We start from the raw sequence: 14914 nt of genomic DNA, 5'->3' as shown, positions 1-14914 counted from the left end.
AAAATCCCCAATTTCAGGGGATTTTTGACTATCAAAAAAGATAACTTAGTACCGACAATTGTTACATCATGTTGTGACCTAGGGGTCAGACCCTACGCATCGGGGCGGACATGGCAGAGCCTGTCCGATCCCGCAGCGAATAACAGATTAACAATTGATCGGTACGGTAGTTTGTGCGTTTCCTATTTCAGGGGATTTTTTTGAAGTAGTGCTTCCATGTCTTTAACGCTCATGGGTTTGCCAAACATAAAGCCCTGAATGCAATCGCAGTTGTTGGCTTTTAAATAGTCCAGTTGGGTGCTGTTTTCAATACCTTCGGCAACAATATGGGCATCCAGGTTATGACCCAACGAAATGATATCGCCGACAATGCGGATTGAGGAATCCTGATCGGAGAGATCATCAATGAAGGATTTGTCAATTTTTAAGGTGTCAATCGGCAGCCGCCTTAGATAGCTCAGGGACGAAAACCCGGTGCCGAAATCATCCAGGGAAATTCGGACATTTAACGCTTTGATTTCATTGAGCATGTCAATGGTTTCTTCGATGTTATCGATAAAGAGGGATTCGGTAATTTCCAGTTCCAACTGCCTGGGATCCATGCTGGTTTCGGAAAGAACGTTTTTAACCGTGTCGACAAAGTTTTTGTCCCGCATTTGCACCGCCGAGACATTCACCGAGACGCAGAGATTCTGATCAAAACGCATATCCAGTTCCTTGAATTTATGACAGGCGGTCAGAAGCACCCAGTGGCCGATGCCGATGATCAGCCCCATTTCTTCAGCCAGGGGGATAAAGTTCATCGGAGCAACCCGGCCATAGTGGGGGGAGTCCCAGCGGATCAGGGCTTCAAAGCCGCGGATGCGATGATCCTCGGCATTAAACTGAGGCTGATACTCAATGAAAAATTCCTTATTCTCATAGGCTTTCAAGAGCAGGGATTCCATTTGAATCTTATTAAGAATTTCTTCTTTCATGTCCGGTCTGAAAAATTGAATGTTATTGCGGCCCAGCTCTTTGGCCTTGTACATTGAGGTATCGGCACTGTTAAGCAGCTCAATGGGATCCTTGCCATCCTGCGGGAAGACCGAGATACCGAAGCTGGCACTGACTTTAAATTCTGAGCAGCTGGTTTTGATTTTATCACAGAGTTCATTGCGCAGGCTTTCCACGTAGTTGTAAACAGCATCTTCTTTGATATTCCGCTGAATGATCAGGGCAAATTCATCGCCGCCCAATCGGCCAAGTAAATCATCTTCATGAACGAGCTCCTTCAAACGCTTGGCAGTATACCTTAAATAGTCGTCACCATAGAGATGGCCCATGGTATCATTGATTTTTTTAAAATTATCCAGATCGATAAAGACAATAAAAAAGGATGCCTTTTCATTTTCGGAAAGATTAACGAGTAGATGCAAGCGTTCCAGAATCATTTTGCGATTAGGGAGCTCGGTCAGACCATCGTAATACGCCAGAAAATGGAGCCGCTCTTCGTTCTTCCTTATTTCTTCATTGAAGGCCTGAAGTTCCTGATTCTGAACGGTCAGTGTCTTTTTGGTAAGGATTAGTTTTTTGTAGAGCCGGGCAATTTTTTCTTTTTGCGAAGTAACCGCATTCAGACGAACCACGGCTTTATCATAGCGATTCAAATTCAGATAAAAAGTTGCTGAAGCCAGGCAGAAAATAAAGCAGAACAGCAGATTTTGAATTAAAAAATAAACCGGGCTAAAAAGAAATCCGTCAACTGGCAACAAAAAGGTGACATACAAGCCGCAGACAAAGGTGGTTATGGCAATGTAATAAAGCATCGTTATTTTTAATCGCATCAGTGAAAGGATAATCATCACAAACGAAACAGACCATACTGCCGGACCGATAATCTGGTAGTATTGGACGACGATAAAAGCCAGAGTGATGGATTGGGTGAGTGAAACGAGATGATCAAATAAATTGATAGTCAATTCTTTTCGGGAAATGAATTCAAAGCTTAGCCCCAGCAATAAAAATATCCCGCTGTTTAACAGAACCTCAACTAAATTGCCGCCCCAAAAAAAGTACACAACAATGATATTGGCCAGGGCGCCCAAAAATAAAAGGGGCGACGCCCACATACAGGTGATTAGATTTTGATAATACAGTATTTGGGCAGGATCATCTTCGGCATTTAATAAATCGAACACAACCGGTATGGTTCGCTTGAATTTAATGTTGTTCATCATACCACCTCTTTACCATTAAAGAATTACAAATATGCTGCTCTATTGTATCATTTTTGGGATCTGATTGCGAGTGATAGAACGCTAACTAAAAAATTATCTGCAGTGATTTCAGGAAAGCCGTTTTTTAGCCTTAAGGCATCTAAAAAAACCTGTACTTTTGTCATATCCATGTTATAATATAAACACAATCAAATAAGAAATGTAAAAAATCATTTAGGATGAAAATTTCATTGAGGGAATCTGGTTAGAATCCAGAACGATCCGGTCACTGTAATTAGTTATGTCTCCTTAATATGTCACTGGGCACGTATTGTCTGGGAAGGCAAGGGGAATAAACGCTATAAGTCAGGAAACCTACTAAAATGATGTACTAAAGTGTCCTTCCAGGGAAAAGGGAAGTTAGTAACATTAACAAAAGTTGGTTCTTTGGCGTTTAGTTATCGAATTGATGAATACGTATAATGATGAAACCTTTTTTCCCATCGTAATGTGGGTAAAAGGTTTTTTTTTCGGAAAGGTTTTTTCAAGAGGTTATAAAAATATGGAGGTTGATCGTTAAGATGAAAAAAGCAAAAAGAACCATGACCGTTGCCGGTATTGTGTTTTTTATGGTCGTTCTGGCATCACAGCCAGTCAACGCCATGCATATCATGGAAGGGTTTCTGCCGATTGGCTGGGCAGTCTTCTGGTGGATATGTTCCCTACCGTTTATCGCATTTGGATTATATCAGGTGGGAAAAATATTTAAAGATAAACCCGAACAAAAAGTGCTGTTAGCCATTGCCACGGCGTTCACCTTTGCTTTATCAGCGTTTAAACTTCCTTCGGTAACTGGCAGCTCTTCACATATGACCGGGATTGGTTTGGGTGCCATTGTACTGGGTCCCTTTGCCACTGTAGTGGTTGGTACCATTGCGCTATTGTTTCAGGCGCTGCTGTTGGCTCATGGCGGACTGACAACCCTGGGCGCCAATGCCTTTTCAATGGCAATTGTGGGATCTTTTGTGGCTTATGGGATTTACAAAGGTTTGTCAAAACTCAACGTGCCGAAGGCCTTAACCGTTTTTCTGGCGGCGTGTTTAGCCGATCTGGCAACCTATGTAACCACTTCCATCCAGTTGGGCCTGGCTTTTCCGGATCCGGTTGGCGGGATTGCAGCTTCAATGGTTAAGTTTTTAAGTATCTTTGCGATTACCCAGATACCGCTGGCCATTATCGAAGGTATTTTAACCGTCCTGGTAGTTAATGCCATTTACCAATATAAAGAAAAGGGGATTATTTCCAATGAAACTCTCACTGATAACTAAAGTTATTCTGGTTTTGCTGATTGGCGCCCTGATTGTTATCCCTCAGATTGCTTTGCCGGACGCTGAATTTTCGGGAGCCGATGATGCCGCCGGAACAGCTATCACCACAATCGATGAAAATTATGTGCCCTGGTTTGAAAGTTTGTTTGATCCCGGCGATCTGGAAGAAAACCTGTTTCATTTCCAACAGCTGCTAGGCGTCGGCGGACTGGGAATCTGCTTTTTCTATCTTTATAAAAAATCGAAAAAAAATGAAAAGGCTGATAAATCAGCTTAGCCAAATATTAACAGCATCTTTAGAAGGAGACGGACATGATTGATCGTTTTGCCCATACCAATAAACTCAGTAATGCCAATCCTACTGTCAAAGTAGTGGTTTCATTGGTCATGCTCCTGTCAGTCTTTTTTATCAATCAACCCCTGTATATGGCAGGGGTTTTTGGTGTTATGGTGGGTTGTACCCTGCTGTGGGCAAAAATTCCGGTACGGATTTATCTACATACCTTGATTTTTGATTCGCTCTTTGTTATTCCCGGAGCCCTGGCGTTATTGTTTACGATCTCAAAAGGTGGCGGCGATTATTTATGGGCCGTTAACTTTTCCCAGTTCACCATCGGCATCACCACCACCAATCTGGTGCTGGCCAGTCTGGTTTTTTGCCGAGCTATGGCCGGTGTTTCCTGTATGCTTTTTTTAATTTACACCACCCCGGTAATGCAGATCGCCGGAGTCATGAAAAAAGCTCACATTAGTAATACGTTTTTAGAAATATTTATTTTAACCTACCGCTTCATCTTTGATTACTGGGACAAAATAAAACTGATGGCAACTGCGCAGGAACTGCGGTTTGGCTACCGTAATGTAAGAGTTGCACTGCAATCCATCGCAATGATGTTAAGCAATTTATTTCTCATGGCCATCCAGAGCTACGAGGAAATGACAAAAACCCTGGAGCTTAAGCAATATCAGGGAGACTTTCATGTAAGCTATCGGAAAGGTTTTAAAAATGATTAAAACAGAAAATTTAACCTATCAATATCCAGATGGCACCACCGCTCTCAAGGGGGTGTCGATTGACGGCAGCCGGGGCAATTGCATCGCCCTGATCGGAGAAAACGGAGCCGGCAAATCGACCCTGATGTCGGCCTTGATTGGGCTACTCAAGCCCACCGGGGGAACCGTTTTTTTTAAGGATCAACCTTTATCCTATCAGAAAAAAAAACTTTATGAATTTCGCAAATCGATTGGGCTGGTCATCCAGGAATCGGATAAGCAGGTCTTTTATTCCGGCATTTATGACGATGTGGCCTTTGCCCTGCGAAACATGGGCATGGCAGCGGAGCAAATCGATCAGCGGGTGCAGGCGGCCATGGAAGCGACCGGCATAACGCAGTTGGCTGACCGACCAGTTCACTATCTCAGTTATGGACAAAAGAAACGGGTGGCCATGGCCGGGGTGTTAGCTGTTGAACCGGAGATCATTCTGATGGATGAACCGACCCTGGGACTGGATCCTAAAAGTAAGGCCGGGGTTAAAGCGATTATTGAAGGCGCTTTGGCCAAAGGCATTAAGATTATTTTATCCAGCCATGATATGGATTTTATTTATGAATTTTGTGATTATACTTATGTGCTCCATCATGGCGGGGTACTGGTCGAAGGTGAAACCACCGACGTTTTTAAAAACACCGAAGCCCTGGAAACGGCCAGTCTGGAACAGGCGACGATGACTCGCCTGGAACAGTGTCTGGGGATTAAAGGGTTTCGCAGTATTGCCGCTCTGGAAGAAGCGATCAGGAATCAGAAAAAGGAGGTTCAAACGGATGAAACTGGTAGTAGCGGGCATTAATCATAAGGATACACCTTTAGAAATTCGGGAGAAAGGGGCTTTTCTCCATCGCACCCTGAATGAAGCGATTCGTACCCTTTTAAAAGAAAAGGATATCGCCGAGGTGATCATTCTGTCGACCTGCAACCGCAGCGAAATCTATGTGTCAACCCGCCACCCTGAAGCAGCTGGAAAGATCTTAACCGATTTTTATCTCAGCGAAAAATCAGCAGAACTGGCGCCCTATCTGTTTGTCAAAAAAGAGCGGGAAGCGATGGTTCATCTCTATGAGGTGGTCACCGGTCTCGACTCGATGATTCTGGGTGAGGACCAGATCCTTGGCCAGGTCAAGGATGCGCTGGAAAAATCTCAGGCAATTAAAGGCTGTGGCAAATACCTGACAAAAATGTTTCGCGAAGCGATCACTTTTACTAAAAAAGTAAAAACCGATTATAAAATTTCCGAAACCCCCTTATCTTTAAGTTCAACCGCTGTGAAGCATATCAAGCGGGAGTATCCTAAAGATTATGGCGATAAAAAAATACTGATCATCGGTTCGGGAAAAATGGGCGTGCTGGCACTGCGCTATATGAAGGCCGAGGGCTTTCAGAATCCCTACATGACCAACCGGACCTTTCATAATATGGATCAGTGCGAAGCGATTCATGAAAACGTCCAAACGATCCACTATGAAGACCGCTATGCGATTATTCCTGAAATGGATGTGATCATTACCGCTACCGCATCACCCCATGTTGTTTTAAAAGCCGATGAAATGAAGCCGCTCCATAAACCGCTGACAGTGATCGATCTGGCGCTGCCCCGGGATGTCGAAGAAGCCGTTGGCAATTTGCCGATGGTTACGCTGCTGACCATTGATGATTTTAAAAACATCATGGATGAAAAGATGGCCTATCGGGTCAAAGTCGCCGAAAAAATAGCAGCCGAAATTCAGGATGAAATCGATGGACTGTTGTCCTGGGTGACGCACGCCAAGGTTGACAACATGGTCCGGGATTTAAACGAAACCTCCCGGCAACTGGCCGAGGAAACGATTGAGAACCTTTGCGGAAAATTAAACCTGACCGAAAAAGAAGAAGTCTATCTGGCCAAGGTAATCCGCTCTAAATTTAGGGAAATGGTGATGCCGCCGATTAAACAGCTGAAGTCGCTGGAATGCGAAGAGGAAATTATTGGCATTGAAAAAACCGTGACCTACCTGTTCCCGGGTATTCAGGACAAAAAAACATTGGCAGATCAACAAAATGATGACACCGCTGTTATTTAATTTAAAAAATAAAAAGGCCCTGGTGGTCGGCGGCGGGAAGGTGGCCGCCAGACGGATTGTCATCTTATTGGAAAACGGCATGCAGGTGATCGCTGTGAGTCCGGATTTTTCTGAGGGGATTATTAAAACAGAGAACAATCAGCTGACCCTGATTTATGCCAGCTATCACAAAGATCAGTTGGCTGACATTGATCTGGCGGTGGCGGCAACCGATAATCGTGCCTTGAATGGGCAGATCAAAAAGGACTGTCAAGCCCAAAAAATCTGGTGTAACCGGGTCGACGATCCCGATGATTCGGATTTCATTTTTCCCAGCGTCATTCGCCGGGGGGACTTAACCCTGTCGGTCTGTACCGAAGGGGCAAGTCCCTTCTTAACGAAGCAGATTGTTGCTGAGTTGGCCGAGCACTATGATGACAGCTACACCGAAAAAACCGCCTTATTGCGATTGCTGCGCCAGGCAGTTTTAGCCGGCGATGGGTCGCCGAACGAAAAAACCGCAGAACTTAAAGCCTTGTCCCGATGTTCCAATGCGGAACTCAGGTCAAAACTAGGAAAATAACTGACAATTGGAGATAGGATAAATGAATATAAAAGTTGGAACACGGGGCAGCACGCTGGCCCGCACCCAAAGCCAGTGGCTGATTGATGTACTGGCGAAAGCCCATCCGCAGGTAAACTTTGAAATGGTGATTATTAAAACTAAAGGTGATCTGGTTCAGGATAAACCGCTTGATAAAATTGGCGACAAGGGCTTGTTTACCAAGGAGTTAGAAGATGCGCTACTATCCGGTGAGATCGATATGGCCATCCACAGTATGAAGGATATGCCGTCAAAGCTGCCGGAAGGCCTGATCTTAACGGTGCCACCGGTTCGGGAGGATCCCCGGGATGTCCTGCTGACACCCCATCGGATTACTGCCCTGGATGAGTTGCCCAAGGGTGCTGTGGTGGCCACCGGCAGCAAACGGCGAATTGCTCAGCTGCAGAAACTGCGGCCGGATGTGGAAATTGTGGGTATTCGTGGTAACATCGATACCCGAATCCGCAAAATGCAGGAGCAGCAATTGGATGGCATCATTCTGGCGGCAGCCGGGTTAAAACGGATTGGCCGCTTGGAAGACTCAGCCTACTACACCGTCGCACTACCGGAAACCACCTTTATTCCGGCACCGGCCCAGGGTATTCTGGCGGTGGAAGTCCGGGAAGACAATCAGACGGTTAACGAACTGATGGCAGTCATCAGCGATCAAAATACGATTGTTCAAATGAGCGCCGAACGGAGTTTTTTAAATGCCTTAAACGGGAGTTGTCATATTCCCGTTGGCGCATTTTGTGAAATAGAAGCTGAAGAAATTACAGTATACGGACTGTATGGTCTGGAAGATGGGAGTCGGGTAGTGACCCGATCCATAAAAGGTGCACCTGAGGAGGCAGAAAATTTGGGAAAACAATTAGCTAAAGCATGTTATCAGGCAGTGCATGAAAAACCGGGAAAGGTCTATCTGGCTGGAGGCGGTTGCGGCGATCCCGGCCTACTGACCGTTAAAGCCAAGGATATTTTGACCAAAGCCGATGTGGTGGTATATGATGCTCTGGTTAATGAAAGCTTTTTAAACGATGCCCGAGCTGATGCTGAAATTATCTATGTCGGCAAACGGGCGGGAAACCATGCCATGCGTCAGGAAGATATCAATGCCCTGTTAGTCCAAAAAGGCCAGGAAGGTAAATTGGTCCTGCGCTTAAAAGGCGGCGACCCCTATGTCTTTGGCCGGGGTGGCGAAGAAGGGGAAGACCTCTATGACGCTGGGGTACCCTTTGAAGTGATCCCCGGGATTACCTCGGTTATCGGCGGACTGGCTTATGCCGGGATTCCGATTACACATCGGGACTGTGTATCATCGTTCCATGTTATTACCGGACATTTAAAATCGAACGCCTACGACGGTTCATCAGATCTGGACTGGCCGGTGCTGGGCAAACTCAAAGGCACGATCGTCTTTTTAATGGGCGTTAAAAATCTGGAAAAGATCTGTGACGAACTGGTTAAAAACGGCATGAATCCGGAAATGCCAGTGGCTGTGGTCCATCGGGCCTCCACCCCCTATCAGCGGGTCGTAACCGGAAACCTGACCACCATCTATGATATTGCCGCGGAAGCAAAAATCACGGCGCCGAGCCTGATTGTGGTCGGCGAAGTCGTGAATAAAAGGCAAAAACTGCGCTTCTTTGATGAAAAACCATTGTTTGGCAAAAACATTATCGTCACCCGGTCCCGGGAACAGAGTTCTCAAATGGTTGAAAAGATCACGGAGTTGGGTGGCAATGCCATTGAATTCCCAACCATCAAAATTGTCCCCATTAACGAAGCCGCCTGTGACGAAAAGGTGAAGTGCCTTAAGGACTACAGCCATATTATTTTTACCAGCATCAATGGCGTGGAAGTCTTCTTCGATTCGTTGGCCCGCTGTGGCAAAGATGCCCGAGCCTTTGGCAACCTGCATATTACCGCCATTGGCGAAGGTACCAAAAATGCCCTCTTAGCCCGGGGCCTGCAAGCCGATTTTGTGCCGGATAAATATGTCGGCGAAGAACTGGTCAGCGGTCTGGTGCCGCTGCTCACTAAAGACAGCCGGGTGCTGATCCCCCGATCTAAAAATGCCCGGATCTATGTGGTCGAAGAATTGTCAAAAATCTGTCCAGTCGACGAGGTTCAAAGCTACGAAACCATCCGCGAAGATCATGCCACTGTTGATCCGCTGGCAATGTTAAATAACAAAGAAATTGATTATATTACCTTTACCAGTTCCACCACCGTCGAGTTTTTTGTCGAAAAAATCGGCGCCGCCCATATTGATGCCATTAACACCGCAAAATGCGTATCGATTGGGCCCCAGACCTCAAAGAAATGTGTTGAGCTGGGTATCACTGTCGATATCGAAGCCGAAACCTATACCATTCAGGGCATGCTGGATGCGATTTTGAAGGATTCACAGAAATAAAACTTGAGTAAAAGAGCTGAAGTAGTACCGACAATTGGTTACATCATGTTGTACGCATCGGAGCGGACATGGCAGAGCCTGTCCGATTCCGCGGCGAACAACAGATTAACAATTGGTCGGTACGGTGCATGCAAATAACTAGAAGTAAATTAGGAGGTCAGCAATATGTTGCCAACACGATTACGAAAAAATACGGCGGTTCGGAATTTAATCCGGGAAACCCAGCTGTCCATGAATGATGTGGTTTATCCGCTGTTTATAGTCGATGGACAGGGAGTGCGCAAAGAAATCGGCTCGATGAAAGACCAGTACCACCTGTCTTTGGATATGCTCGGGGCGGAAACCCTGGCGCTAAAAGAACTGGGCATTCGTTATGTCATTTTGTTTGGAGTCCCTGACGAAAAAGACGGTGAAGCTACCCCTGCCTTTGTGGCCGATGGTCTGGTTCAGGAAGCCATTCGAGTGATTAAAAAGGTTGATCCGGAAATGTATGTGATCACCGATGTCTGTTTGTGTGAATACAAGAGCGACGGCCATTGTTGTTTCTTTGAAGAAAACGGTGAGATCCGCCGGGCTCAGACCCTGGAAACCTTAAGCAAAACGGCGCTCAGCCACGCTGAAGCCGGAGCTGATATGGTCGCCCCTTCGGACATGATGGACGGCCGCATCGATCATATGCGAGAAACCCTTGACCGAGCCGGTTATGAATCGATTCCGATCATGGCTTATTCGGCCAAGTTTGCTTCCAGTTTTTATGGCCCCTTCCGGGATGCCGCCAACTCGGCCCCAGCCTTTGGCGACCGCCGCAGCTATCAGATGGACCCGGCCAATTCCCGGGAAGCCTTAAAAGAAATGGTTCTGGATATCGATGAAGGAGCTGACATTGTGATGGTTAAACCGGCCATGCCGTATCTTGATATCATCGCTCAGGGCAAGGAACTTTCTTATTTACCGATGGCCGCCTATCAGGTCAGCGGCGAATATGCCATGATCAAAAATGCTGTCGATGCCAATCTGATGGATCGCCGGGCGATTTTTGAAAGCCTGATCAGCATCAAACGGGCTGGCGCCGACATCATCATCACCTATTTTGCCAAAGAACTGCAGGCGATGCTGAAGGATTATCAATAACAGCAAATCATTTATAAGTCATGAATCGATTGTTTAAGACAAACGCAGTACCGACAATTGTTACATCATGTTGTGACCCCTTGGTCATTGGTCGGTACGGTTGGGAGCGAACACCTGAGTTTTACACGATAGTGAAATAATTATTATTGGAGAGATTATGAATCGAGAAAAATCAGAACAATTATTTATCGAAGCCGAAAAATATATCCCCGGCGGCGTCAACAGTCCGGTGCGGGCCTTTAAATCAGTGGAGATGCCACCGGTTTTTATTGACCATGGTCAGGGTGCTAAAATTTATGATGTCGATGGCAACGAGTATACCGATTATATCTGTTCCTGGGGGCCCCTGATTTTAGGTCACGCCTCACCGGTTTACTTTGACGGGATTCAGGAAATGCTGCAAAAAGGCACCAGCTTTGGCGCCCCAACTGCCATTGAGGTTGAGGTGGCCAAGCTGATCACCGAAGCCTATCCCTCGATGGAAATGGTGCGAATGGTCAGCTCCGGCACCGAAGCGACGATGAGTGCGCTGCGGGTCGCCAGAGGTTATACCGGCCGGGATAAGATCATTAAATTTGAAGGCTGCTACCATGGCCATGCCGATGGCCTGCTGGTTAAATCTGGCTCCGGTACCTTGACCTTTGGCGTTCCGACCAGCTCCGGGGTGACCCCGGGCACAGCTAAAGATACCTTAGTAGCAACCTATAACGACATTGCCAGCGTCAAAGCCCTCTTTGTCGAAAACCCCGGCGAAATTGCCGCCATCATCGTCGAACCAGTGGCCGGTAACATGGGCGTTGTTCCACCCGATCTGGATTTTATGAAAGAGCTGCGGGTCATTACCGAAGCCGAAGGAACAGTATTGATTTTTGATGAAGTCATTACCGGATTCCGTCTGGCTTACGGTGGCGCCCAGGAAGTCCTGGATATTAAACCGGATATGACCACGCTCGGTAAGATCATTGGTGGTGGCATGCCGGTTGGTGCCTACGGTGGACGTCGGGATATTATGGCTACCGTAGCCCCCTTAGGCGGTGTTTATCAGGCGGGAACCCTATCCGGAAATCCCATCGCCATGAAAATGGGACTCAACACCCTGACCTACCTCCGGGATCATCCCGAGGTTTACACCGAAATGGAAGAAAACGCCAAGCTGTTAGAAGCCGGTTTTAAGGCCAACATTGAAAAAACCGGTGTCAAAGCCCAGATGGTCCGTTTCAAAGGGATGACCTGCTGCTTCTTTACCGATGTCCCCATTGATGGCTATGCTGCCGTGATGACCTCGGACACCAAAGCCTACACCAAATATTTTAAAGCCATGCTGGACGCTGGCAACCTGATGCCGCCAGCCCAATTCGAAGGTATTTTCCTCTCCGCCGCCCACACCAAAGCGGACATTGAGAAAACCATCGAAGATCACTACCAGGCATTACTGTCTTTATCTGAATCAAAATAGAAATAATAACATAAATAGGAGAACCACTTAATGGAAAAAAAAGCGTTACTGGTCATCAGTTTTGGTACATCTTACCCTGAGACCCGAAAAAAAACCATCACAGCTACCGAGAACCGCTTAAAAGAAGCATTCCCGGACCATGATTTTTATCGAGCCTTTACTTCTCGTATGATCATCAACAAACTGAAGAGCCGGGACAACGAATCCGTGGATACCCCGCAAGAAGCCCTTAAAAAGCTGAAAACAGCTGGTTATACCCACGTGCAGTGTCAGACCACCCATATCATCAACGGTTATGAGTATGACATTACCCTAAAAGAACTGAAGGCCTTTGAAAAAGACTTTGCATCCCTGACCCTGGGCCGACCGCTGTTAACCACGGTTGAAGATTACGAAGAAACGGTGGACATCGTGATGAAACAGATGCCCAAGCTCAAAAAAGGCGAAGCCCTGGTTTATATGGGCCATGGTAGCGATCACCACGCCAATTCCACCTATCCCTGCCTGGATTATATGTTTAAAATGAAGGGCCATGAGGATGTTTATGTGGGGACGGTCGAAGGTTTCCCGGAACTGGAAAACATTGTGCCGTTACTTCTGGAAAAGAAATATAAAAAGATTTATCTGGCACACTTTATGCTGGTAGCCGGTGATCATGCGATTAATGACATGGCCAGTGATGAAGAAGATTCCTGGCGAACCGTTCTTGAAGAACAGCGGTTTAAAGTCGAATGTATCCTGGAAGGCCTGGGTGAATATACCGGCATTCAGAACATGTTTTTAGATCATTTAAAGAAAGCACAACCCGTTACAGAAATGTAGGGACATTATAGAGTTTAGGAGAAATATTTTATGAATACAGTGTATATGGTGGGTGCAGGCCCAGGAGATCCGGAACTGATTACCGTTAAGGGTCAACGAATTGTCAACGAAGCAGATATTATAATTTATGCCGGTTCTTTGGTCAACAAAGCCATTATTGCCGGACATAAGCCAGATGCCGAAATTTTTAATTCTGCCTCAATGACCCTGGATGATGTGATTGCCGTGATTAAACGGGGCACGGAAGAAGGAAAGAAAATTGCCCGGGTTCATACCGGTGATCCTTCTATTTATGGTGCCATCCGGGAACAGATGGACCGCTTGGACGAGCTGGGCATTCCCTTTGATGTAATTCCCGGGGTCAGCTCCTTTGTGGCCTCAGCAGCCGCCCTTAAAAAAGAATTTACCCTGCCGGATGTATCCCAAACCGTTATTTTAACCCGTTTGGAAGGTCGAACTCCGGTGCCGGAAAAAGAAAAGCTGGAAGATCTGGCCTCCCATCAGGCGTCGATGTGTATCTTCCTGTCGGTTCAGATGATTGACGATGTGGTGGCACGATTGATGAAACATTATGCCCCAACCACCCCGATTGCGATTATCCAACGGGCAACCTGGGAAGATCAGAAAATTGTCATGGGAACCCTGGAAACCATTGCCCAGAAAGTAAAGGACGAAAATATTACCAAGACCGCCCAAATCTTAGTGGGGGATTTCCTCGGCGATCAGTACAGTTTATCCAAGTTGTATGATCCCAGCTTTACCCACGAATACCGTCAAGGGGTTGAATAAAACCGTGAAAACTGAAAAATGGGCCATTGTCACCCTGTCAAAGGATGGCATGGTTTTGGCGAACCGGTTGGCAAAACATTTGGATGACCGGGAATGTCAGATCTACACCAAAGAAAAATACGCCAACGAAACCACAAAAATTATCACCACCGATATTACTACCTTTATGGGCAGTATCATTGGGGAATACCAGATCATCTGTTGCATTATGGCAACCGGCATTGTGGTTCGGGCGATTGCCCCCCATCTGGCACATAAATCCTCCGATCCGGGGATTCTGGTGATGGATACCAATGGCGAGTTTGTCATTAGTCTGTTGTCCGGCCATCTGGGTGGTGCCAATGACGCTGCCCGGCTGGTCGCCAAACGGCTGTCGGCCCAGGCGGTGATTACTACCGGCACTGATGTTAAAGGTACCATGGCGGTGGATGTACTGGCTCAAAAAATTCATTGCACCATCGATAATTTTACTGATGCCAAGGATGTCACGGCGCTGATTTTAAATGGCGATCCGATCGCTTTGGTTAATTCGGAAAACTGTGATCTGGATGCGGTGGTGCTGCCCCAGAACATTAAAACAGTCGTGGATTTAACTACAATCAATCAATATGCCGGGGCGATCATTACGACGCTGGATACCCAAAAAATTGATCTGCCAATACCAAGCGTCAAGCTGGTGCCAAAAAAACTGGTACTGGGGGTCGGTTGTCGCCGGGATACCCCGGGCGAGCGGATCATTCAGGCCATCACAGAGACACTGGCCGCTTTGAATCTCAGCGAGAAAGGGATCAAGTCCCTGGCTACCATCGGTCTGAAAGCAGATGAACCGGGAATTATCGAAGCCTGTAGCTTCTTTGCCGCAAAAAAGGTGATCATCCCCAATGAAATGGTGCAAATGGTCCAAAGTCGTTTTGAAGCGTCCGATTTTGTTTTTAAAACCACCGGTCTTTACGCCGTTTCCGAACCCTGCGGCTTTGTCGCCTCCGGCTTCGGAAAATGTCTGCTGGAAAAACAGAAACTGGGCGGTATTACCCTGTCGGTCTGGCGGGATGAAAATTGAAAACCTTGTATA

Annotated in this window: 13 protein-coding genes and 1 riboswitch; of the genes, 12 read left to right on the top strand and 1 reads right to left on the bottom strand. The window is 46.6% G+C overall.

What is annotated here, in order from left to right:
- Positions 1 to 182: 182 nt before the first annotated feature.
- On the bottom strand, positions 183 to 2219 hold the full coding sequence (locus ACWI_RS00960; protein WP_084633423.1) for a putative bifunctional diguanylate cyclase/phosphodiesterase: 2037 nt from the start codon (positions 2217 to 2219) through the stop codon (positions 183 to 185).
- 198 nt (positions 2220 to 2417) lie between these two features.
- Positions 2418 to 2595, top strand: a riboswitch (cobalamin riboswitch).
- Positions 2596 to 2779: 184 nt separating this feature from the next.
- Between ACWI_RS00960 and ACWI_RS00955 the strand changes: the two genes are divergently transcribed.
- The 12 genes from ACWI_RS00955 to ACWI_RS00900 all read left to right on the top strand — a co-directional run bounded on the left by ACWI_RS00955 (position 2780) and on the right by ACWI_RS00900 (position 14902).
- The gene (locus ACWI_RS00955) at positions 2780 to 3526 is read left to right on the top strand and encodes an energy-coupling factor ABC transporter permease (RefSeq protein ID WP_070369556.1); all 747 of its coding nucleotides are present in this window, start codon (positions 2780 to 2782) and stop codon (positions 3524 to 3526) included.
- Positions 3504 to 3803, top strand: a complete 300-nt coding sequence (locus tag ACWI_RS00950) for an energy-coupling factor ABC transporter substrate-binding protein (RefSeq protein ID WP_070369555.1) — start codon at positions 3504 to 3506, stop codon at positions 3801 to 3803. The genes ACWI_RS00955 and ACWI_RS00950 overlap by 23 nt, the downstream gene beginning before the upstream one ends.
- A 35-nt stretch (positions 3804 to 3838) precedes the next feature.
- Positions 3839 to 4540, top strand: a complete 702-nt coding sequence (gene cbiQ, locus ACWI_RS00945) for a cobalt ECF transporter T component CbiQ (protein ID WP_070369554.1) — start codon at positions 3839 to 3841, stop codon at positions 4538 to 4540.
- Positions 4533 to 5375, top strand: a complete 843-nt coding sequence (locus ACWI_RS00940; RefSeq protein WP_070369553.1) for an energy-coupling factor ABC transporter ATP-binding protein — start codon at positions 4533 to 4535, stop codon at positions 5373 to 5375. The genes cbiQ and ACWI_RS00940 overlap by 8 nt, the downstream gene beginning before the upstream one ends.
- The gene (hemA, locus tag ACWI_RS00935) at positions 5350 to 6642 is read left to right on the top strand and encodes a glutamyl-tRNA reductase (protein ID WP_070369552.1); all 1293 of its coding nucleotides are present in this window, start codon (positions 5350 to 5352) and stop codon (positions 6640 to 6642) included. Before ACWI_RS00940 ends, hemA begins: the two co-directional genes overlap by 26 nt.
- The gene (locus ACWI_RS00930) at positions 6620 to 7204 is read left to right on the top strand and encodes a precorrin-2 dehydrogenase/sirohydrochlorin ferrochelatase family protein (RefSeq protein WP_070369551.1); all 585 of its coding nucleotides are present in this window, start codon (positions 6620 to 6622) and stop codon (positions 7202 to 7204) included. The genes hemA and ACWI_RS00930 overlap by 23 nt, the downstream gene beginning before the upstream one ends.
- 22 nt (positions 7205 to 7226) lie before the next feature.
- Positions 7227 to 9644 (top strand): hydroxymethylbilane synthase, encoded by a 2418-nt coding sequence (gene hemC, locus ACWI_RS00925; protein ID WP_070369550.1) that lies wholly within the window; start codon positions 7227 to 7229, stop codon positions 9642 to 9644.
- A gap of 165 nt (positions 9645 to 9809) precedes the next feature.
- A complete protein-coding gene (gene hemB / locus ACWI_RS00920) occupies positions 9810 to 10775 on the top strand; it encodes a porphobilinogen synthase (protein ID WP_070369549.1) in 966 nt (321 codons plus the stop codon).
- A 157-nt stretch (positions 10776 to 10932) separates the two neighbouring features.
- Positions 10933 to 12231 carry a glutamate-1-semialdehyde 2,1-aminomutase gene (hemL, locus tag ACWI_RS00915; protein WP_070369548.1) on the top strand — a complete coding sequence of 433 codons (1299 nt, stop codon included), beginning with the start codon at positions 10933 to 10935 and terminating at the stop codon, positions 12229 to 12231.
- Between the two features lie 30 nt (positions 12232 to 12261).
- A complete protein-coding gene (locus tag ACWI_RS00910; RefSeq protein ID WP_070369547.1) occupies positions 12262 to 13053 on the top strand; it encodes a sirohydrochlorin cobaltochelatase in 792 nt (263 codons plus the stop codon).
- 30 nt (positions 13054 to 13083) lie between these two features.
- Positions 13084 to 13842 carry a precorrin-4 C(11)-methyltransferase gene (cobM, locus tag ACWI_RS00905; RefSeq protein WP_070369546.1) on the top strand — a complete coding sequence of 253 codons (759 nt, stop codon included), beginning with the start codon at positions 13084 to 13086 and terminating at the stop codon, positions 13840 to 13842.
- Between the two features lie 4 nt (positions 13843 to 13846).
- Complete coding sequence (locus tag ACWI_RS00900) at positions 13847 to 14902, top strand: cobalt-precorrin 5A hydrolase (RefSeq protein WP_070369693.1); 1056 nt, start codon at positions 13847 to 13849, stop codon at positions 14900 to 14902.
- Positions 14903 to 14914 lie beyond the last annotated feature (12 nt).

Origin of the sequence: Acetobacterium wieringae, assembly GCF_001766835.1 — a bacterium.
GTDB lineage: Bacteria > Bacillota > Clostridia > Eubacteriales > Eubacteriaceae > Acetobacterium > Acetobacterium wieringae.
Note: the sequence above shows the minus strand (reverse complement) of the source record. Positions and strands in the feature narration are given on the sequence as shown.

Bases quoted from the DNA above. Each gene is read 5' to 3' on its own strand.
- cobM (WP_070369546.1), top strand. From the start codon at position 13,084: ATGAATACAGTGTATATGGTGGGTGCAGGCCCAGGAGATCCGGAACTG.
- ACWI_RS00910 (WP_070369547.1), top strand. From the start codon at position 12,262: ATGGAAAAAAAAGCGTTACTGGTCATCAGTTTTGGTACATCTTACCCT.
- ACWI_RS00955 (WP_070369556.1), top strand. From the start codon at position 2,780: ATGAAAAAAGCAAAAAGAACCATGACCGTTGCCGGTATTGTGTTTTTT.
- hemC (WP_070369550.1), top strand. From the start codon at position 7,227: ATGAATATAAAAGTTGGAACACGGGGCAGCACGCTGGCCCGCACCCAA.
- ACWI_RS00950 (WP_070369555.1), top strand. From the start codon at position 3,504: ATGAAACTCTCACTGATAACTAAAGTTATTCTGGTTTTGCTGATTGGC.
- ACWI_RS00930 (WP_070369551.1), top strand. From the start codon at position 6,620: ATGATGACACCGCTGTTATTTAATTTAAAAAATAAAAAGGCCCTGGTG.
- hemL (WP_070369548.1), top strand. From the start codon at position 10,933: ATGAATCGAGAAAAATCAGAACAATTATTTATCGAAGCCGAAAAATAT.
- ACWI_RS00960 (WP_084633423.1), bottom strand. From the start codon at position 2,219: ATGATGAACAACATTAAATTCAAGCGAACCATACCGGTTGTGTTCGAT.
- hemA (WP_070369552.1), top strand. From the start codon at position 5,350: ATGAAACTGGTAGTAGCGGGCATTAATCATAAGGATACACCTTTAGAA.
- ACWI_RS00940 (WP_070369553.1), top strand. From the start codon at position 4,533: ATGATTAAAACAGAAAATTTAACCTATCAATATCCAGATGGCACCACC.
- hemB (WP_070369549.1), top strand. From the start codon at position 9,810: ATGTTGCCAACACGATTACGAAAAAATACGGCGGTTCGGAATTTAATC.
- cbiQ (WP_070369554.1), top strand. From the start codon at position 3,839: ATGATTGATCGTTTTGCCCATACCAATAAACTCAGTAATGCCAATCCT.